The organism is Stutzerimonas stutzeri, assembly GCF_024448985.1.
Taxonomy (GTDB): Bacteria; Pseudomonadota; Gammaproteobacteria; order Pseudomonadales; family Pseudomonadaceae; genus Stutzerimonas; species Stutzerimonas stutzeri_AP.
The window spans coordinates 497,789-517,593 of sequence record NZ_JAMOII010000001.1; the positions used below are offsets into that span (position 1 = coordinate 497,789).

The window sequence follows — 19,805 nt, forward strand, 5'->3', positions numbered from 1 at the left end:
TCTTGGCGACGAGTCGTGCCGCGCGGCTGGCGCCCGTGATCGACATGGCCGAACGGGCCGAGCGCGACGCCGCGGGGCAATTCGGCCATGGGCAGACCCAGCTGTCCCAGGCCGAAGCGAAGTTAGGCGAACTGCGCCAGTATTTCAGCGACTACCAACAGCAATGGATGAGCCAGGGTAGCCAGGGCGTATCCGGGCAATGGCTGGTCAATTATCAGCGGTTCCTTTCACAGCTCGAATCGGCGATTGCCCAGCAACAGCGCAGTGTCGACTGGCATCGCAACAATCTCGACAAGCTCCGCGAGCAGTGGCAGCAGCGACGTGCGCGGCTCGATGGGCTGCGCAAACTGGTCGATCGCTATATTCAGGAGGCGAGAACGGCGGCCGACAAGCGCGAGCAAAAGCTGCTCGACGAATTCTCGCAGCGGCTGGCAAGTCGACCCAGACAGCATTGACGCTTGCTGTGCCGGGGTTTGGGTGCTAAATCTTCATCAGTTTGTTTTCTGCAGTACGGCCAGCCCTAAAAGGCGCCGACGGATGCGCCTCGTTCGTCCGGCAAAAACACGGCTGCCACGTTTCCGCTTGGATCAGGAGTGCTACATGACCATCAGTTCACAGCTATCGGCAGATGGACAGGAGCTGACGATTACCATCCAGGGGCGCTTCGATTTCAACGCTCATCAAGCATTCCGCGATGCCTATCAGCGTGCTGATTGCACGCCCAAACGCTACGTGATCGACCTCGCTGGTGCGACCTACCTCGACAGTTCGGCCCTCGGGATGTTGCTGCTGCTGCGCGATCACGCCGGCAGCGATAAGGCCGATATCCGCCTGATCAACTGCAACCCAGATGTGCGAAAGGTCCTTTCGGTATCCAATTTCGAACAACTGTTCGCGATAGCGTGATGCCTCGCCGGCTTTCCATACTCATCGCCGAGGATGGCGCGGCCGATCGTATGCTGCTGGCCGCCATCGTCGGTCGTCAGGGGCATCGTGTAACTACGGCGTCCAACGGTGCCGAAGCGGTCCGACTGTTCGAGAGCGAACGGCCACAACTGGTACTGATGGACGCGCTGATGCCCGTGATGGACGGCTTCGAGGCTGCGCGGCAGATCAAACAGCTGGCCGGCAACGAGCTGGTGCCGATCATCTTCCTCACTTCGCTTACCGAGCATGAAGCGCTGGTGCGCTGCCTCGAAGCGGGGGGCGACGATTTTCTCGCCAAGCCCTACAACCCGGTCATCCTCGAAGCGAAGATCCAGGCCATGCACCGCCTGCGCAGGCTGCAGGCGACGGTGCTGGAGCAGCGCGATCTCATCGCGCGACGCAATCAGCAATTGCTCGACGAGCAACGCGCCGCCAAGGCGATCTTCGACAAGGTGGCGCATGCCGGTTGCCTGAGCGCACCCAATATCCGTTACCGACAGTCTCCGCGCGCGCTCTTCAATGGCGACCTGCTGCTCGCGGCGCATGCGCCTGCCGGCAGGATGTTCGTGTTGCTGGGCGACTTCACCGGACATGGTCTACCGGCCGCCATCGGTGCCATGCCGCTGGCCGAGACCTTTTACGGGATGACCGCCAAGGGCTATTCCAGTGGCGAAATTCTGTGCGAGCTCAACGCCAAGTTGAAGCTGATCCTGCCGGTGGAAATGTTCTGTTGTGCCGCCTTGCTGGATATCAACCTCAAGCAGGGCATGTTGCGCGTCTGGAACGGCGGGCTGCCGGATGGTTATCTGCTCAGGGCAGCGGAGGGCGAGCGGCTGCCGCTGCGCTCCAGGCATTTGCCGCTTGGCGTACTCGATGCGCTCCAATTCGATGACAGTTTCGAGACCTTGCCGCTGACGATCGGTGATCGTCTGCTGCTGATGTCCGATGGTGTGCTGGAGAGCACCAGCGCCGATGATGAATTGTTCGGCGAGCAGCGGCTGTTGGCGGTCATGGATGCCAACACCGAGCCCTCGGCCTTGTTGGATGAAATTCAGGCCGCGCTGCATGATTTCCACGGTCAAATACTTGACGACCTGAGCCTCGTCGAAGTGAACATGATCGAGGCGGAGGATGCCGTTGCGGCGCAATCGCCGGCTGTTTTCCCACTCGGCGCGCCAGAGTTGCGTGCGAGGGATTGGTCCGCCAGTTTCGAACTGCGCCCCAGCAGCTTGCGCGAGTACAACCCGCTGCCAATGACCATGCAGCTGCTGTTGCAGATATCACCCCTGCGTCACCGTGCCGGCACGATTTACACGGTGCTGACCGAGCTTTATGCCAATGCGCTGGAGCATGGCGTGCTGCTGCTCGATTCGTCCATGAAGTGCGACGCCGATGGTTTTGCCAACTACTATCAGGAACGCCAGCGGCGGCTGGGTGAGCTGACCGAAGGCTCGGTGTCCATCGAGCTGAGCGTCAAGTCCGAAGAGACCCGAGGCTATCTGCGCATTGCAGTGCGCGACAGCGGACCGGGATTCGATGTGCAGCGAGCGCTGGACCAGCAGTACTGTGCCGGATGTCTGGGCGGCCGAGGGCTGCGGATGATTCGTCAGATGAGTGAATGCTTCTACTGGGAGCCGGACGGCAAGGTTCTGAATGTCGAGTTCCATTGGGCCGCTCATGCATAATTCGCTGCTTTCCAGCCAGGAGCCTATCGATGGTCGATCATCTCGACACTAGCGTGCTGGCGACCCTTCAGGAGGTGATGGAGGCGGAATATCCGGTGCTACTGGATACCTTTCTGGTCGATTCGGAAGAGCGGCTGCGGTTGCTTCAGCAGGCCTGCCGCAGCGGTCAGGCGGAAAACCTGCGTCAGGCTGCCCACAGCTTCAAGGGCAGTTGCAGCAACATGGGCGCAGCGTTACTGGCGGATCTTTGTCGCCAGTTGGAAGAAGCGGCGCGGCTCGAACAGATCGATGAAAGCCCGCACTTGATCGAACGCATCGAGCGTGAATTCGCCATCGTACGGATTCTCTACCGAGCCGAACGCCAGCGCTACGGCGGGCTCGGCTGACTGGCGGGTTGCATTGGCGTGCACCTTCGGTGGCCGGGCTACCGATGTAGGCGCTTACAAAGCTTATGGCCTGGACTTTGCTTGAATAAACGCAATGTCATCATCCTGAGCGGAAGACCCATGGCCGTTTCCCCCGATCTATTGCTCAACATCAAGGCTCCCACGGCTGTCGCAAAGGCAGCGGGCGCGTCCCCTCAGGCCGCCCGCCAGCCCAGTCGGGACGAGCCTTCCAGCTTCGCCAACGTCTACGCCAAGGAGCGCCAGCCCAAGCCGATCGAACGTCAGGACTCTTCGGCAAAACCTGTCCGGGACAAGCCGGCTGGCGACAAGCCGAGTCAGGAAACCGCCGAAGCTGGCGGCAGCGAAAAGCCGACCGTGGCCGAAGCCGGCAACGAATTGCCTGCTGACGCCGAGATGGCCGATGACGCCCCGCAAGACGGCGAGGCCGAGCTTGATCCGTTGCTGTTGTTCGGCATGGGCGGGCAGGTGCCAGTCAGTGACGAATCGCTGGCCACGCAGCCGCCGACCGGCAGCGAGTTTCTGGCTGGGCTGGGGCTGGCTCAGGCCGGCGTAGAGTCCGCTGAAGCAGAGGCCGAGCCGGCTATGGTGGGCACGCGTGCCCTGGATATCCAGTCCGCTGCTCAGAAGAGTCCGTTCGCCAACGCCTTGATGCCGAATGAAGCCTCCGAGCAAACCCAGGAAACGCTCTCGGCGAGTCTGTTGGTGGGCGAGGAACTGACGGAAGAGTCCGACGAGCTCTCGCTGGAGGAAAGCTTCAGTGATCTGCTGGACAAGCTGGATGCGCCGAGGGAGAACCGCACGAGCGCCACCGATATGGCGGCCAACCGGCTCAACCCGCTGACCCAAGCGATTGCACAGCAGACCCAGGCTCAGCAGGCGCAGCGGCTGACGATGGTGCCAGGCCAGCCGGTGCAGATGCAGCAGTCAGGCTGGAGCGAAGCGGTGGTCGACAGGGTGATGTGGCTGTCGAGTCAGAACCTGAAGTCCGCTGAGATTCAGCTCGATCCCGCCGAGTTGGGTCGTATGGAGATCCGTATCGACATGAATAAGGATCAGACTCAGACACAGGTCACGTTCCTCAGCCCTCACGCTGGCGTGCGCGACGCATTGGAAGGACAGATGCAGCGCCTGCGGGATATGTTCGCGCAGCAAGGCATGACCATGGATGTGAATGTTTCCGACCAATCCAAGGGCTGGCAGGGCGACGGCGGCGATTCGCGCGGCCGGAGCGTAGCTGGCGTATCGGCTACCGGGGACGAGGAAATCGTTGGCGGCACGCTTGAAGTCAGCACGAGCCGTTCCGGTGGCGATCGCGGTCTGGTGGATTACTACGCCTGAGTGCGCAGTGATTGACCTAGGGAGCCGGGCTTCACGTCCGGCCCAAGACGTTGAACGCAAACGCTTCGCCCCGAGGTCGGACCCTCCCATAAAAACATGCTGCCCAGCCTCGCGCCAAACGCGGACTCCACGCTAACTATTCGTCTGCAAATTGACGAGGTCTTGTCGCAATCGTTTACGGCCCCCGCGTCCCTGTTCGATACTGGCACAGCAGTTGCTCGTAGCGCTTCGTTGCGAGTGAAATCACCTTGTGATGACGGATATTTGGCATGGCTAAGAAACAGGGACCCCCAGACGTACCGAGCCCGGCTTCGACCGGCGGCAAGGGAAAGCTCAAGCTGATTGTCCTGATCGTGCTCGGCCTGCTGCTGGCGGTCGGATTGTCGATCGGCGGTACCTTCTACTTCATGAGTCGGGGCGATACTGAAGCACAGCCGGAAGCCGCTTCGGATACGCCGACTGCACCGCTGCGTCAGCCAGCGATCTACGAAGTGTTGGCGCCGGCATTCATCGTCAATTTTTCCAACACCGGTGGCCGGCAGCGTTACATGCAGGTTAGCGTGGCGCTGATGTCGCGTGATCAGGCGGCACTCGACGCGCTGAAGGAACACATGCCGCTGTTGCGCAATCAACTGGTCATGCTGTTTTCCAGTCAGGAGTTCGCCAGCCTGGCTACACCGGTCGGGCAGGAGATGCTCCGGCAGCAGGCCACGGCCAGCGTCCAGGAGCTGGCACAGAAGGAAATCGGCAAACTTGCCATCGAGCAAGTGCTGTTCACCAACTTCGTATTGCAATAGGGGTCGTTGTAGATGGCTGTTCAAGACCTGCTTTCGCAAGACGAGATCGATGCGCTCCTGCATGGAGTCGACGACGGTCTGGTCGATACCGAAAGCGATTCCGAACCGGGCAGCATCAAGAGTTACGACCTGACCAGCCAGGATCGCATCGTCCGCGGGCGTATGCCCACGCTGGAGATGGTCAACGAGCGTTTTGCCCGCTACACCCGTATCAGCATGTTCAACCTGCTGCGCCGCTCGGCCGATGTGTCGGTCGGTGGCGTGCAGGTAATGAAATTCGGCGAGTACGTGCATTCGCTGTACGTACCGACCAGCCTCAATCTAGTGAAGATCAAGCCGTTGCGCGGCACCTCGCTGTTCATCCTCGACGCCAAGCTGGTGTTCAAGCTGGTGGACAACTTCTTCGGCGGCGACGGTCGCCACGCCAAGATCGAGGGTCGCGAATTCACGCCGACCGAGCTGCGCGTCGTGCGCATGGTGCTGGATCAGGCCTTTGTCGATCTGAAGGAAGCCTGGCATGCGGTGCTCGACGTCAACTTCGAATACGTGCATTCGGAGGTGAATCCAGCGCTGGCCAACATCGTCAGCCCGAGCGAAGTGGTGGTGGTGTCGACCTTCCACATCGAGCTCGAAAGCGGCGGTGGCGACTTCCATGTGACCATGCCGTACTCGATGATTGAACCGATCCGCGAAATGCTCGATGCCGGTTTTCAGTCGGATGTCAGCGATCAGGACGAGCGCTGGGTCAACGCCTTGCGCGAAGACGTTCTCGACGTGAACGTGCCGCTCAGCGCGACGGTGGTGCGGCGTCAGCTGAAGCTGCGCGACATTCTCAACATGCAACCGGGCGATGTGATTCCGGTGGAAATGCCCGAAGACATGATCATGCGCGCCAACGGGATGCCCGCCTTCAAGGTCAAGCTCGGCGCGCACAAGGGCAATCTGGCGCTGCAGGTGCTCGAGTCCGTCATGCGGCCCCGTTGATTAGCCTTGCAGGTATTTTTCAATAGCCCTGCTAAACATTTACCAGCCGGTCGAGGACTAACGATGGCAGACGAACACGAAAACACTTCCGCAGAAGAGCAGGCGCTTGCCGATGAATGGGCATCAGCGCTGGCCGAGGCGGGCGATGCCAATCAGGACGATATCGATGCGCTGCTGAATCAGGGGCCGGCCAAGGCTCCGGCACCGCCGCGCGCACCGCTCGAAGAGTTTGGCAGCGCTCCGAAGTCGGCCGCGACGGCAGGTCTCGATGGTCCGAACCTGGACGTAATCCTCGATATTCCGGTCTCCATATCCATGGAAGTCGGCAGCACCGAGATCAGCATTCGCAATCTGCTGCAGCTCAACCAGGGCTCGGTGGTGGAGCTCGACCGCCTGGCCGGTGAGCCGCTGGACGTGCTGGTCAACGGCACGCTGATCGCCCACGGCGAAGTAGTGGTGGTGAACGAGAAATTCGGCATTCGGCTTACGGACGTCATCAGTCCAAGCGAACGCATCAAGAAGTTGCGCTGAGATGAAAGCCCTGGTTTTCCTTTCGCTCGCGCTGGCATTGCCGGCAATGGCCGCCGAACCCGCGGCAAGCATGAGCAGCACGGGAATGGGCATGCAGATGACCAAGCTGCTGTTCGGCCTGTTGCTGGTGATCGGGCTGATTTTTCTGCTTGCCTGGCTGCTGCGACGGATGCAGCAGATCAATCCGCGCAGCAACCAAGCCATCAAGCTGATCTCCAGCCACGCCCTTGGGCCGCGTGAGCGCCTGGTGCTGGTACAGGTCGGTAGCGAGCAGGTCCTGCTCGGCCTGAGTGCCGGGCGCATCACGCCGCTGCATGTGCTGGAAGAACCGGTTCATCTGCCGGATGCCGAGCCGGCAAACCCCGAATTTGCCCAGCGCCTGATGGAATTGCTTGGCCGGGATCAGAAGGACAAACCCTGATGCTTCGATTGTTGCTGGCGGTCCTGCTGGTATTGGCCGCTCCTTTTGCTGTGGGGCAGGATGCCGGCGGCCTGATCACCCAGGGTGACAACCCGCTGTCGATCCCAGCCATCACACTGAGCACCGACGCCGAGGGGCAGCAGGAATATTCGGTCAGCCTGCAGATTCTGCTGATCATGACGGCGCTGAGCTTCATTCCGGCGTTCGTTATGCTGATGACCAGCTTCACGCGGATCATCATCGTCTTTTCCATCCTGCGCCAGGCGCTGGGCCTGCAACAGACGCCCTCGAACCAGATCCTCGTCGGTCTGACGATCTTTTTGACGCTGTTCATCATGGCGCCGGTATTCGAGCGGATAAACAACGAGGCGGTACAGCCTTATCTGAACGAGCAATTATCCGCACAGGATGCGATCGCACGGGCTGAGGTGCCGTTGAAGAACTTCATGCTGGCGCAGACTCGCGAAAGCGATCTGGAGCTGTTCGTACGGCTCTCGCGGCGCACCGACATCCAGTCACCGGATGCCGCTCCCCTGACGATTCTGGTACCGGCATTCGTGACTTCCGAGCTGAAAACCGCGTTCCAGATCGGCTTCATGATCTTCATTCCGTTTTTGATCATCGACATGGTAGTGGCCAGTGTGCTTATGGCGATGGGCATGATGATGCTGTCGCCACTGATTATCTCGTTGCCGTTCAAGATCATGCTGTTTGTGCTGATCGACGGCTGGGGTTTGATCATCGGCACGCTCGCCGGCAGTTTCGGCACGCTCTAGCGCGAGGAAAACGCCCATGACACCCGAAGTTGCGGTGGACCTGTTTCGCGAAGGCTTGTGGATGACGGCCATGATCGTCGGTGTGCTGGTGGTCCCGAGCTTGCTGGTGGGGCTGGTAGTGGCGATGTTCCAAGCCGCCACGCAGATCAACGAACAGACCCTGAGCTTCCTGCCGCGTCTATTGGTGATGCTGCTGACGCTCATCTGGGCTGGGCCGTGGCTGGTCAGGGAGCTGATGGAGTACACCCAAGGCCTGATCCAGAACATTCCGCTGATCATCGGCTAGTCGTGATGATTTCCGCCTGCGGGGTGCGCCCCGGTGCTTGAGCTCAGCGATGCGCAGATCGGCGCCTGGGTCGGGCAATTCCTGCTACCGCTGTTTCGCATCGCGGCGCTGCTGATGAGCATGCCGATCATCGGTACCCAACTGGTGCCGATGCGGGTGCGGCTTTACCTGGCGCTCGCCATTTCGATCGTGTTGGTTCCCGGGCTGCCGCCAGTGCCGGTGGTGGAGGCGCTGAGCGCGCAGGCATTGGTGCTGATTGCCGAACAGATTTTGATCGGGGTGATGCTGGGCTTCGTGCTGCAGCTGTTTTTTCAGCTGTTCATCGTCTCGGGGCAGCTGCTCGCCATGCAGATGGGGCTGGGTTTCGCGTCGATGGTTGACCCGGCCAATGGTGTTTCGGTGCCGGTGATCGGCCAATTCTTCAACATGCTGGTGATCCTGCTGTTCCTGGCGATGAACGGCCATCTGGTCGTGCTGGAAATCCTCACCGAAAGCTTCACCACTCTGCCGATCGGCGGCTGGCTGGTCGGCACCAATCATTTCTGGGAAGTGGCGGGCAAACTGGGCTGGGTGCTGGGGGCCGGACTGCTGCTGGTGCTGCCGGCGATCACCGCGCTGCTGGTGGTGAACCTGGCCTTCGGCCTGATGACCCGAGCGGCGCCGCAGTTGAACATCTTTTCGATCGGTTTCCCGCTGACTCTGGTGCTCGGCCTGATCGTGGTCTGGATCGGCATGGCCGATATCCTTGCGCAGTACCAGACCTTCGTCAGCGAGGCGTTGGGAATGCTTCGCGAACTGATCGGGCTACGCTGATGCCAATGTCTTGTTCACAGCTGCCGGAGGCCGCGCATGGCTGAGAGCGAAAGCGGTGCCGATAAAAGCGAGGAACCCACGGAGAAACGCCTCCGTGAATCCCGCGAAAAAGGTCAGCTTGCCCGTTCCCGTGAACTGAGCACCGTGGCGGTGACGCTGGGTGGCATCGGCGGTTTGCTGGCCTCTGGCGGCAGCCTGGCCGGTAGCCTGATGGCCATGATGCAAAGCAATTTCGAGCTCAGCCGCGAAACGCTGCTGGATGAGAGCGCCATGGTGCAACTGCTGATGAGCAGCGGGATGATTGCGCTGGAGGCCATCATGCCGCTGCTGATCGTGCTGCTGATCGTCTCCATCATTGGGCCGATCTCGTTGGGCGGCTGGTTGTTCTCGGGTAAGGCGATGGCGCCCAAGTTCAGCCGCATGAACCCCGGCCCCGGTCTAAAGCGGATGTTCTCGACCAAGGCGCTGGTCGAGCTGCTGAAGGCGCTGGGCAAGTTTCTCGTGGTGTTGCTGGTGGCGCTGGCGGTGCTCAACGCCTATCAGGACGACCTGCTGTCCATCGCCAAGCAGCCGCTGGATCTGGCCATCATGCACAGCGCCGAGGTGGTGGGCTGGTGCGCGCTGTGGATGGCTTGCGGTCTGATCCTGATCGCCGCGGTGGACGTGCCTTTTCAGCTCTGGGACAACAAGCAGAAGCTGATGATGACCAAGCAGGAAGTGCGCGACGAGTACAAAGACAGCGAAGGCAAACCCGAAGTCAAATCGCGGATACGCCAGCTGCAGCGCGATGCCGCTCAGCGCCGAATGATGCAGGCGGTGCCGGAAGCCGATGTGGTCATCACCAACCCGACCCACTTCGCCGTGGCGCTGAAATATGACGGCGACAAGGGCGGGGCGCCGATGTTGGTGGCCAAAGGCGGCGATTTCGTGGCCTTGAAGATTCGCGAGATCGCCAACGAGCATCAGGTGACGGTACTCGAGTCTCCGGCACTGGCGCGGGCGGTGTTCTATTCCACTGAACTTGACCAGGAAATCCCGGCGGGGCTCTATCTGGCTGTAGCGCAGGTATTGGCGTACGTCTATCAGCTACGCCAGTACCGTTCCGGCAAGGGCAAACGGCCGGATCCGCTGGGCAATCTGCCGATTCCGCCGGATTTGCGCCGAGATGAGTGAGCGGCTCGGAAGCCGCTCTCAGCTTGAAGCTTGGCAGAGTATGCCTCAGCCCCACTGCGCCTGAATCTGGTGGGCTGAAGCCCACCCTACGGCTTGGGCGCATTGGGTTAGTAAGTAGGTAGGGTGGGCTTCAGCCCACCGTAACGGAGTGCGCACCTGAACGCGGTGGGCTAAACGAAACCCACCCTTGCTTTGGAGCTTGGAGCTTGGAGCTTGGAGCCCAGCCCGTCTCTTCAGCCTCCAGCCTTTTTATTCGATCACCCCACAGGCAACCCGAGCGCCGCCGCCGCCAAGCGGCTGTGGATGGTCGGAGTGGTTGTCGCCGCCCTTGTGGACCATCAGCGCCAGGCCTTTGATGTCGCCAAGGCTTTTCAGGCGGGGCGCGAGAACCGGCTGGCTGGCCTTGCCATCACCGTCGACCATCAGCGCTGGGAGATCGCCCATATGGCCGTCGCCCCAGGGTTCGCCATGCTTGCCGGTGTTCTGCGGATCCCAATGACCACCCGCTGCGCCTGCCGCGACGGCTTCGCCGTCCTTGTCGGCCGGCCCGCAATTGCCTTTTGCATGAATATGGAAACCATGGGCGCCGGACTCCAGCCCCGACAGTTCGGGGCGGAACACCAGCCCGTACTGGCTGCTTTCGATCTTGACGGTGCCGACGGACTCGCCGACGCCTTGGGCTGTCACGGCCTTGACCGGCACGCTGAGGGTTTCGGCATGCAGGCCCATGGCCGTGCAGCCGGCAAGCGCCGCGATGATCCACTGTTTCATGGCAAAACTCCTGTTGAGGTGAATAAAGCGGCTGTGCCGCCAGTCGCAGCACCGTCAGCCATGCTTCGGGCTGGCGACGATGCTAGGAGTGAGACTGCCCAGCTCCCGGTCGGTTCGAATACCGCATGCCAGTCGGTATCGCCCTGACGGTGCGCGCCGCCCGAACCGAACTCAGTGGTCTTGAGCAAGTTGGACTCCTTCTTGCTATAGCCTCGGCAGGGCGCGCTTCGCGTCAATTCTTTGGTCTGCTTTGCCGGGGTCTACATTGGATCGCACGCAACTCATCAACATTCGCAATGGCCTGGCGGGCGCGGGTCGCGGCAATCTGGGCGTGCCGCTGCTGCTGCTCGTGATGATGGGCATGATGATGCTGTCGGTGCCGCCGTTCCTGCTGGATCTGCTGTTCACCTTCAACATCGCGCTTTCCATCGTCGTGCTGCTGGTCAGTGTCTATGCGTTGAGGCCGCTTGATTTTGCGGTGTTCCCGACGATCCTGCTGGTCGCCACCCTGATGCGATTGGCGCTGAACGTGGCCTCGACTCGGGTGGTGTTGATCAATGGCCACGAGGGTGGCTCCGCAGCTGGACACGTGATCGAGGCCTTCGGCAACGTGGTGATCGGCGGCAACTACGTGGTCGGTATCGTCGTCTTCGCGATCCTGATGATCATCAACTTCGTGGTGGTCACCAAGGGTGCCGGGCGGATTTCCGAGGTGAGCGCGCGCTTCACCCTCGACGCGATGCCCGGCAAGCAGATGGCGATCGACGCTGATCTGAACGCTGGACTGATTGATCAGAGCGAGGCCAAGAAGCGCCGCGTCGAAGTGGCTTCCGAGGCGGATTTCTATGGCTCGATGGACGGTGCCAGCAAGTTCGTGCGTGGCGACGCGATCGCTGGCCTGCTGATTCTGTTCATCAACCTCATCGGCGGCGTCGGTATCGGCATGGCGCAGCACGGTATGAGCTTCAGCGAGGCGGGTCAGGTTTACGCCTTGCTGACCATTGGTGACGGCCTCGTCGCGCAGATCCCTTCGCTGCTGCTATCGACCGCAGCCGCCATCATGGTGACTCGCGTGACCAGTTCCGAGGACATGGGTCAGCAAGTCAACCGGCAGATGTTCGCCTCGCCCAAGGCGCTGGCGGTGTCAGCCGGCATCATGATCGCCATGGGTTTGGTACCAGGCATGCCGCACATGTCATTCCTCGGCCTCGGCGCGGTTGCCGCGGGCGGCGCTTACTGGATCTGGCATCGCCAGAAGCAGGTCAAGCAGCAAACCGAGCAGGAAGAGCAGAAGCAGTTGGAAACGCTGCCTGCCCAGCGCGCGGCAGAAACCAAGGAACTGGGTTGGGATGATGTGACACCTGTCGATATGGTCGGCCTGGAGGTGGGTTACCGGCTGATTCCGCTGGTCGATCGCAACCAGGGTGGGCAGCTGTTGGCGCGAATCAAGGGTGTGCGCAAGAAGCTCTCGCAGGATCTCGGGTTCCTGATGCCATCGGTGCATATTCGCGACAACTTGGATCTGCTGCCTAACGCCTATCGTTTGACGCTGATGGGCGTGAGCCTGGCCGAAGCCGAGGTGTATCCGGATCGCGAGCTGGCGATCAATCCGGGGCAGGTTTTCGGGCCGCTCAACGGCATCGCCGCCAAAGACCCGGCGTTCGGCCTGGAGGCGGTGTGGATCGAGCCCGGCCAGCGCGATCAGGCGCAATCGCTCGGCTACACGGTGGTCGATGCCAGCACCGTGGTTGCGACCCACCTGAACCAGGTCCTGCACAAGCATGCCCACGAGTTGCTGGGGCATGAAGAGGTCCAGCAGCTGATGCAATTGCTGGCCAAGAGTTCGCCGAAGCTCGCCGAAGAGCTGGTGCCCGGGATGATTTCCCTGTCCACCCTGCTCAAGGTGCTGCAGGCGCTGTTGCAGGAGCAGGTGCCGGTACGCGATATCCGCACCATTGCCGAGGCCATCGCCAACGTCGCCGTCAAGAGTCAAGATCCCGCCGCCATGGTGGCTGCGGTACGGGTCGCGCTCTCTCGCGCAATCGTGCAAAACGTTGTGGGGCTTGAGCCGCAGCTGCCTGTGATCACGCTTGAGCCCAGGTTGGAACAGATATTGCTAAACAGTCTGCAGAAGGCCGGACAGGGCTCCGAAGATGGCATTCTCCTGGAGCCGGGAATGGCCGAAAAATTGCAGCGTTCCCTGGTAGAGGCGGCACAGCGTCAGGAAATGTTGGGTAAGCCGGCGATTCTGCTGGTGGCGGGTCCGGTCCGCGCGATGCTGTCGCGCTTCGCCCGGCTCGCGGTACCGAACATCCATGTCCTCGCCTACCAGGAAATACCGGATAACAAGCAGGTCACCATCGTTTCGACGGTGGGTCAGAATTAACCGAGGGTACAGGCCATGCAGGTCAAACGTTTCTTCGCAGCCGACATGCGTATCGCCATGAAAATGATTCGTGACGAGCTGGGCGCCGATGCCGTGATCACGGGCAACCGTCGTGTCGCGGGCGGCGTCGAGCTGACGGCCATGCTTGATTACCCGATGGAGCCCGCTGCGCCCAAGAAGCCGAACGCGGCCCTGGAAGCCGAGCTGCGCAAAACCCAGGCCCGTATCGCCAGCGTCCATGCCGAGCTGAGCGCGCCGTCGCGCAGTGCCGCCGGCCAGGATCGTCAACTGCTTGACGAGAAGCCGGCAGTGGTCGCTCAGCCGAAGCCGGTCGTTGTTGCCGCAGCGGCTGACTCGCGTGCGATGGAAGCCATGCAGTCCGAGCTTCAAGGCCTGCGTGAGCTGATCGAAATGCAGCTCGGCTCGATTGCCTGGGGCCACGAGCAGAACCGCCGTCCGCAACAAGCCAATCTCTGGCGCCGGCTGCAGCGTATCGGTCTGCCCGCCGACCTGTCGCGCGCCTTGCTGGAAAAGGTTGCCAATGTGTCCGAGCCGCGTCAGGCCTGGCGCATGGTGCTGGCGCACCTGGCCCAGGCGGTCAAGGTCACCAAGGTCGAGCCGCTGGAAGAGGGTGGCATCATTGCGCTGGTCGGTCCGGCCGGTGCCGGCAAGACCACCACGCTGGCGAAACTCGCGGCGCGCTATGTGCTCAAGCACGGCGCCCAGAGCATCGCCTTGGCGAGCATGGATAACTTCCGCATCGGTGCGCAGGAGCAGCTGAAGACACTGGGTCGCATCCTCGACGTGCCGGTCATTCAGATCGATCCCAGCCAGCCGCTGAGCAAGTCACTGGAGCCGCTGGCCCGCAAGCGCCTGATTCTTATCGATACCGCAGGGCTGCCGGCCAATGATCCGATGATGCGCGCGCAACTCGATACCTTGGCCGACCGCGGTATCAAATCGAAGAACTACCTGGTGCTGCCGGCTACCAGCCAGAGCCAGGTGCTCAAGGCGACCTGGCATCACTATCGCCGTTGTGGGCTGGCCGGCTGCATTCTGACTAAACTTGATGAGGCCGGTAGCCTGGGTGACGTGCTCGGCCTCACCATTAGCCAGCATCTGCCGATCGCGTACCTCACCGATGGGCCGCGCATCCCCGACGATCTGCAGCTGCCGCGCAGCCATCAGCTGGTCAGTCGCGCGGTGAGCCTGCAATCGGAGGAGAATCCCAGCGAGGAAACCATGGCCGACATGTTCTCCGGTCTGTACAACGGTTCTTCACGGAAGGTCGGATGAACGCTTTGCTCCGTGATACACACAAAGAAGACGCGTTCGGGCTGAACGCATCGAAGGCCCAAGGGCTCAAGCAAGATATAGGCGTGTGAAAATGGGTATGCATCCCGTACAGGTTATTGCAGTTACCGGCGGCAAGGGTGGCGTCGGCAAGACCAACGTGTCGGTCAATCTGGCGCTGGCCCTGGCCGATCTTGGTCGTCGGGTGGTGCTGCTCGATGCCGACCTTGGCTTGGCCAACGTCGACGTACTGCTGGGTTTGACCGCCAAGCGAACGCTGGCCGATGTCATTGCGGGCGAATGCGACCTGCGTGACGTATTGATTCAGGGGCCGGGTGGCATCCGCGTCGTGCCTGCGGCGTCCGGCACGCAAAGCATGGTGCAGCTGTCTACACTGCAGCATTCAGGGTTGATCCAGGCGTTCAGCGATCTCGGCAACGATATCGACGTGTTGATCATCGACACCGCAGCAGGCATTGGCGACGGCGTCGTGAGTTTCGTTCGTGCCGCGCAGGAGATTTTGCTGGTAGTGACGGATGAACCCACTTCGATCACCGACGCTTACGCGTTGATCAAGCTGCTCAATCGTGACTATGGCATCAGCCGTTTCCGTGTGTTGGCGAACATGGCACACGCGCCCCAGGAGGGCCGCAACCTGTTCGCCAAGCTGAGCAAGGTGACTGAGCGGTTCCTCGATGTAGCGTTGCAATATGTCGGCGCGGTTCCGTACGACGAGGCGGTACGCAAGGCGGTACAGAAACAGCGCGCCGTATATGAGGCCTATCCGCGAGCCAAATGCTCGCTGGCGATCAAGGCCATTGCGCAGAAGGTGGATACCTGGCCATTGCCGGCAACGCCGCGGGGCCATTTAGAGTTCTTTGTGGAGCGCCTCGTCAGGCCCGCCACAGAGCCTAACGACTGACCGCGGCTGGATTCGTTATGTATTACAGCAAAGCTCAGGCAAAAGATTCGCAATACCAGCTCATCGATCAGTACGCGCCGTTGGTCAAGCGCATCGCCTATCACTTGCTGGCGCGCTTGCCGGCCAGTGTGCAGGTCGATGACCTGATGCAGGCCGGCATGATCGGCTTGCTCGAGGCATCGAAGAAATACGACGCCGGAAAGGGTGCGAGCTTCGAAACCTACGCCGGTATCCGCATCCGCGGCGCCATGCTCGACGAGGTCCGCAAGGGCGACTGGGCGCCGCGTTCGGTGCACCGTAACTCACGTATGGTCAGCGATGCGATCCGGGCGATCGAAGCCAGAACGGGTCGCGACGCTAAAGATCAAGACGTTGCGGCCGAACTTAAATTGAGTCTCGATGAGTACTACGGCATTCTGGGCGACACTCTGGGCAGCCGCCTGTTCAGCTTCGATGATCTACTGCAGGAAGGCGAGCATGGAGAGTTTGGAGAAGATGCCGCCAGCGCCCATCCGGAACCGTCCCGCGATCTTGAAGACGAGCGTTTTCAACAGGCGCTGGCCGAGGCCATCGGCAGCTTGCCCGAACGTGAAAAGCTGGTGCTTTCGCTGTATTACGACGAAGAAATGAATTTGAAGGAAATCGGCCAGGTGCTAGGGGTCAGCGAGTCGCGGGTGAGTCAGTTGCACAGCCAGTGCGCGGCGCGTCTGCGGGCTCGCCTTGGCGAGTGGCGCGGGCGCTGATCGATTTGCAAAAAGCATTATAGGCCGCTTACGAGCTTCATTCATGAGGCCCGCAACAGACCGTGAGCAGGTTCTGGGGATTCGGGATTTACGGAGGTTTACTTGGACAAGAACATGAAAATCCTCATCGTCGATGATTTCTCGACCATGAGACGGATCATCAAGAACCTCTTGCGCGATCTGGGCTTTACCAATACTGCCGAAGCGGATGACGGCACCACCGCGCTGCCGATGCTCAAGAGCGGCGGGTTCGACTTCCTCGTGACCGACTGGAACATGCCCGGCATGAGCGGCATCGATCTGCTGCGTGCCGTCCGTGCCGACGAGCGCCTGAAGCACCTTCCGGTGTTGATGGTCACCGCCGAGGCGAAGCGCGACCAGATCATCGAGGCCGCGCAGGCGGGCGTAAACGGTTACGTGGTCAAGCCATTCACGGCTCAAGTGCTCAAAGAGAAGATCGAAAAGATCTTCGAGCGCGTCAACGGCTGAAGCAGTAACGCCGCGAGGGCACTATGACGCAAGCAGACCAAAGCCTGGCGGAGTTCGAAATGACTCTGAAGGCTCACGCACCCCAACTGATCGAGAGTTTGCAGCAGGGCCGCTTCGACGAAGCGGCACAGATGTTCAACGAGCTCAATCAGGCCCGTAATAACGGGCTTTACCAGGAAGTCGGCAAGCTGACCCGCGAGCTGCATAACGCCATCGTCAAGCTCGAGATGGATACCTGCGCTACAGGTGGCGATCCGTCACCCATTACCGACGCTACCGACCGCCTTTCCTATGTCGTGGAAATGACCGAAAAGGCCGCCAACCGCACCATGGATCTGGTCGAGGAGTCGGCGCCGCTGGTCAATTACGTTAGTTACGAAGCGCAAAGCCTGGTCGCCGACTGGCAGCGCTTCATGCGCAGGGACATGAACGCCGAGGAGTTCCGGGAGCTGGTTCGCCGTATCGACCAATATCTGCAGCGCTCCCTGAGCGACAGCAGCCAGCTGTCGCAGAATCTCAGCGAAATCATGCTGGCCCAGGACTTTCAGGACCTGACCGGTCAGGTGATCAAGCGGGTGACCCGCCTGATCACCGAGCTTGAAAGCAACCTGCTCAATCTCGTGTTAATGGCCGGCCAAGTCGACCGCGTGGTTGGTATTCAGCATGACCGCGAAGCCATGCGCGCCGAGCAGGAAAAGAAAAAACAGGAAAAAGAGCCTTCCCATGGTGAAGGTCCGCAGATGCATGCCGATATACGTGAGGATGTCGTATCCGGACAGGACGATGTCGATGATCTGCTTTCGAGCCTGGGCTTTTAGGGGAAGGTGAATATGAGCTTCGACGCCGATGAAGAAATCCTCCAGGACTTCCTGGTAGAGGCCGGCGAGATTCTCGAACTATTGTCAGAGCAGCTGGTGGAGCTGGAAAGCAGCCCCGATGACACCGCCTTGCTCAATGCGATTTTTCGCGGGTTCCATACGGTAAAAGGCGGTGCCGGCTTTCTCCAGCTACATGAGCTGGTCGAGTGTTGTCACATCGCTGAAAACGTCTTCGACATCCTGCGCAAGGGTGAGCGTCGCGTCGACTCGGAATTGATGGATGTCGTGCTGCAGGCATTGGATTCCGTCAATGAAATGTTTGCCCAGGTACGAGAGCGCACCACGGTAACTCCGGCTACTCCAGAGCTGCTGGCGGCGCTGACGCGTCTGGCCGAGCCGGCCGGGGACGAGGTTCAGGCGGCTCCAGTCGAGCCAGAACCCGAGCCAGAAGCCACGACGGCCGACAACGAATTCGAGCAGTTCCTTGGCGCATTGGAAAATTCCGCCGAGGCCTCGACCGCAAGCGTCAGCGATGAGATCACTGACGAAGAATTCGAATCCTTGCTCGATCAGCTGCATGGCAAGGGCCAGTTTGCGGTGGAGCCCATTCCAGCACCGGCCGCACCGGTCGCTGAAGCGCCTGTGAGCGACGAGATTACCGACGACGAATTCGAGGCCCTGCTCGACCAGCTGCACGGCAAGGGTCACTTCTCCGAGCCGGCTACCGCTGCGCCTGTCCAGCCGGTCGAGGCACAGGTCAAGCCTGCCGCAGCAGGCGGTGATGAAATCACCGACGACGAGTTCGAAGCCCTGCTGGATCAATTGCACGGCAAAGGTAAGTTCGAACCCGAAGCGGCGGCGCCTGTAACCGCCACACCTGCACCGGTCGCTCCTGTCGCTCCAGCATCCGCGGCCAAGGAAAGCACGCCCGCGAAATCCGCGCCTGCGGCTGCGCCAGGCAAAGCGGCCGCGACTTCGGCCAAAACGGACACGACAGCCAAAGCTGCTCCTGCACCCGAGAAACCAGCGAGCGAAGCCGAGACCACTGTGCGGGTCGATACCGCGCGGCTCGACGAGATCATGAACATGGTCGGCGAGCTTGTGCTGGTTCGTAACCGTCTGGTGCGCCTGGGCTCCAATAGCGGCGACGAAGCCATGGCCAAAGCTGTCTCCAATCTGGATGTGGTGACAGCCGATCTGCAGAGCGCCGTGATGAAGACGCGCATGCAGCCGATCAAGAAGGTCTTCGGACGTTTCCCGCGGCTGGTTCGGGATCTGGCCCGCAGCCTCAAGAAAGAGATCAACCTCGAGCTGGTCGGTGAAGAAACCGATCTGGACAAGAACCTCGTCGAGGCCCTGGCCGATCCGCTGGTGCACTTGGTGCGCAACGCCGTCGATCATGGTATCGAGACGCCGGAAGAGCGCGAAGCCGCCGGCAAGCCTCGCACCGGCAAGGTCGTGCTGTCGGCCGAGCAGGAAGGCGACCATATACTGCTGCTCATCACCGACGATGGCAAAGGAATGGACGCCGAGATTCTGCGTGCCAAGGCCGTAGAGAAAGGCTTGCTGGATAAGGATGCGGCCGACCGCCTGAACGATCTGGAATGCTACAACCTGATCTTCGCACCGGGCTTCTCCACCAAATCGGAGATATCCGACGTGTCCGGCCGCGGTGTCGGCATGGACGTGGTCAAGACCAAGATTTCCCAGCTCAACGGCACGGTCAACGTGTTTTCCGCCAAGGGCCAGGGCTCGCGCGTTGTCATCAAGGTACCGCTGACACTGGCGATCATGCCCACGCTCATGGTGATGCTCGGCAACCAGGCGTTCGCGTTCCCGCTGGTGAGCGTCAACGAAATATTCCACCTCGACCTGTCCCGCACCAACGTGGTGGACGGCCAGGAAGTGGTGATCGTGCGCGACAAGGCGCTGCCGCTGTTCTACCTCAAACGCTGGTTAGTGCGTGGCGCCGAGCAGGAGGAGCAGCGCGAGGGCCATGTGGTGATTCTGAACGTCGGCAATCAGAGCATCGGCTTCGTCGTCGATCAGCTGGTGGGCCAGGAGGAAGTGGTGATCAAGCCGTTGGGCAAGATGCTACAGGGCACACCGGGCATGTCCGGCGCGACCATCACCGGCGATGGCCGCATCGCCTTGATCCTCGATGTTCCGAGCATGCTCAAGCGTTACGCGCGCCGGATCTGATCAGTTCGCAGCGGTCCTGACGGGCCGCTATCGCTAGGAGCGT

At 61.0% G+C, this 19,805-nt stretch carries 21 protein-coding genes; 20 read left to right on the forward strand and 1 reads right to left on the reverse strand.

What is annotated here, in order from left to right; genetic code table 11:
- Positions 1 to 2 precede the first annotated feature (2 nt).
- The 13 genes from fliJ (at position 3) to flhB (ending at position 10,138) form a co-directional block, all read left to right on the forward strand.
- The gene (fliJ, locus tag NA647_RS02380; protein WP_256056234.1) at positions 3 to 455 is read left to right on the forward strand and encodes a flagellar export protein FliJ; all 453 of its coding nucleotides are present in this window, start codon (positions 3 to 5) and stop codon (positions 453 to 455) included.
- 145 nt (positions 456 to 600) lie between these two features.
- Complete coding sequence (locus NA647_RS02385; protein ID WP_181100843.1) at positions 601 to 906, forward strand: STAS domain-containing protein; 306 nt, start codon at positions 601 to 603, stop codon at positions 904 to 906.
- The gene (locus tag NA647_RS02390; RefSeq protein WP_256056235.1) at positions 906 to 2,612 is read left to right on the forward strand and encodes an ATP-binding SpoIIE family protein phosphatase; all 1,707 of its coding nucleotides are present in this window, start codon (positions 906 to 908) and stop codon (positions 2,610 to 2,612) included. The genes NA647_RS02385 and NA647_RS02390 overlap by 1 nt, the downstream gene beginning before the upstream one ends.
- A 29-nt stretch (positions 2,613 to 2,641) precedes the next feature.
- Positions 2,642 to 2,998, forward strand: coding sequence for an Hpt domain-containing protein (locus tag NA647_RS02395; RefSeq protein WP_256047138.1), 357 nt, complete (start codon positions 2,642 to 2,644; stop codon positions 2,996 to 2,998).
- Between the two features lie 120 nt (positions 2,999 to 3,118).
- On the forward strand, positions 3,119 to 4,357 hold the full coding sequence (locus NA647_RS02400; protein ID WP_256056236.1) for a flagellar hook-length control protein FliK: 1,239 nt from the start codon (positions 3,119 to 3,121) through the stop codon (positions 4,355 to 4,357).
- Positions 4,358 to 4,626: 269 nt separating this feature from the next.
- Positions 4,627 to 5,154, forward strand: a complete 528-nt coding sequence (gene fliL, locus NA647_RS02405) for a flagellar basal body-associated protein FliL (protein ID WP_256056237.1) — start codon at positions 4,627 to 4,629, stop codon at positions 5,152 to 5,154.
- 12 nt (positions 5,155 to 5,166) lie between these two features.
- Entirely contained in the window at positions 5,167 to 6,138 is a 972-nt protein-coding gene (gene fliM, locus NA647_RS02410; RefSeq protein ID WP_256047136.1) for a flagellar motor switch protein FliM, read from the forward strand.
- Positions 6,139 to 6,201: 63 nt separating this feature from the next.
- The gene (gene fliN, locus NA647_RS02415) at positions 6,202 to 6,669 is read left to right on the forward strand and encodes a flagellar motor switch protein FliN (protein ID WP_256047135.1); all 468 of its coding nucleotides are present in this window, start codon (positions 6,202 to 6,204) and stop codon (positions 6,667 to 6,669) included.
- A 1-nt stretch (position 6,670) separates the two neighbouring features.
- On the forward strand, positions 6,671 to 7,090 hold the full coding sequence (gene fliO, locus NA647_RS02420) for a flagellar biosynthetic protein FliO (RefSeq protein ID WP_256056239.1): 420 nt from the start codon (positions 6,671 to 6,673) through the stop codon (positions 7,088 to 7,090).
- On the forward strand, positions 7,090 to 7,866 hold the full coding sequence (gene fliP, locus NA647_RS02425) for a flagellar type III secretion system pore protein FliP (RefSeq protein WP_131650100.1): 777 nt from the start codon (positions 7,090 to 7,092) through the stop codon (positions 7,864 to 7,866). The genes fliO and fliP overlap by 1 nt, the downstream gene beginning before the upstream one ends.
- 16 nt (positions 7,867 to 7,882) lie before the next feature.
- Positions 7,883 to 8,152, forward strand: a complete 270-nt coding sequence (fliQ, locus tag NA647_RS02430; RefSeq protein WP_131650101.1) for a flagellar biosynthesis protein FliQ — start codon at positions 7,883 to 7,885, stop codon at positions 8,150 to 8,152.
- A gap of 33 nt (positions 8,153 to 8,185) precedes the next feature.
- Positions 8,186 to 8,965 carry a flagellar biosynthetic protein FliR gene (fliR, locus tag NA647_RS02435; RefSeq protein ID WP_131650102.1) on the forward strand — a complete coding sequence of 260 codons (780 nt, stop codon included), beginning with the start codon at positions 8,186 to 8,188 and terminating at the stop codon, positions 8,963 to 8,965.
- Between the two features lie 36 nt (positions 8,966 to 9,001).
- Positions 9,002 to 10,138, forward strand: a complete 1,137-nt coding sequence (flhB, locus tag NA647_RS02440) for a flagellar biosynthesis protein FlhB (protein ID WP_256047133.1) — start codon at positions 9,002 to 9,004, stop codon at positions 10,136 to 10,138.
- Between the two features lie 249 nt (positions 10,139 to 10,387).
- On the opposite strand, the gene sodC is transcribed toward flhB, so the two are convergent.
- On the reverse strand, positions 10,388 to 10,909 hold the full coding sequence (gene sodC, locus NA647_RS02445) for a superoxide dismutase [Cu-Zn] SodC (RefSeq protein ID WP_256047132.1): 522 nt from the start codon (positions 10,907 to 10,909) through the stop codon (positions 10,388 to 10,390).
- A 265-nt stretch (positions 10,910 to 11,174) separates the two neighbouring features.
- Between sodC and flhA the strand changes: the two genes are divergently transcribed.
- The 7 genes from flhA to NA647_RS02480 all read left to right on the forward strand — a co-directional run bounded on the left by flhA (position 11,175) and on the right by NA647_RS02480 (position 19,762).
- The gene (flhA, locus tag NA647_RS02450; protein ID WP_256047131.1) at positions 11,175 to 13,295 is read left to right on the forward strand and encodes a flagellar biosynthesis protein FlhA; all 2,121 of its coding nucleotides are present in this window, start codon (positions 11,175 to 11,177) and stop codon (positions 13,293 to 13,295) included.
- A gap of 15 nt (positions 13,296 to 13,310) precedes the next feature.
- The gene (flhF, locus tag NA647_RS02455; protein ID WP_256056240.1) at positions 13,311 to 14,591 is read left to right on the forward strand and encodes a flagellar biosynthesis protein FlhF; all 1,281 of its coding nucleotides are present in this window, start codon (positions 13,311 to 13,313) and stop codon (positions 14,589 to 14,591) included.
- 91 nt (positions 14,592 to 14,682) lie between these two features.
- The gene (gene fleN / locus NA647_RS02460) at positions 14,683 to 15,510 is read left to right on the forward strand and encodes a flagellar synthesis regulator FleN (protein WP_131650107.1); all 828 of its coding nucleotides are present in this window, start codon (positions 14,683 to 14,685) and stop codon (positions 15,508 to 15,510) included.
- Positions 15,507 to 16,253 carry an RNA polymerase sigma factor FliA gene (fliA, locus tag NA647_RS02465; protein ID WP_256056316.1) on the forward strand — a complete coding sequence of 249 codons (747 nt, stop codon included), beginning with the start codon at positions 15,507 to 15,509 and terminating at the stop codon, positions 16,251 to 16,253. Before fleN ends, fliA begins: the two co-directional genes overlap by 4 nt.
- 114 nt (positions 16,254 to 16,367) lie before the next feature.
- Positions 16,368 to 16,742, forward strand: coding sequence for a chemotaxis response regulator CheY (locus NA647_RS02470; protein ID WP_177493042.1), 375 nt, complete (start codon positions 16,368 to 16,370; stop codon positions 16,740 to 16,742).
- Positions 16,743 to 16,765: 23 nt separating this feature from the next.
- On the forward strand, positions 16,766 to 17,560 hold the full coding sequence (locus NA647_RS02475; RefSeq protein ID WP_256056241.1) for a protein phosphatase CheZ: 795 nt from the start codon (positions 16,766 to 16,768) through the stop codon (positions 17,558 to 17,560).
- A 12-nt stretch (positions 17,561 to 17,572) separates the two neighbouring features.
- Entirely contained in the window at positions 17,573 to 19,762 is a 2,190-nt protein-coding gene (locus tag NA647_RS02480) for a chemotaxis protein CheA (RefSeq protein ID WP_256056242.1), read from the forward strand.
- The last annotated feature ends 43 nt before the right edge of the window (positions 19,763 to 19,805 follow it).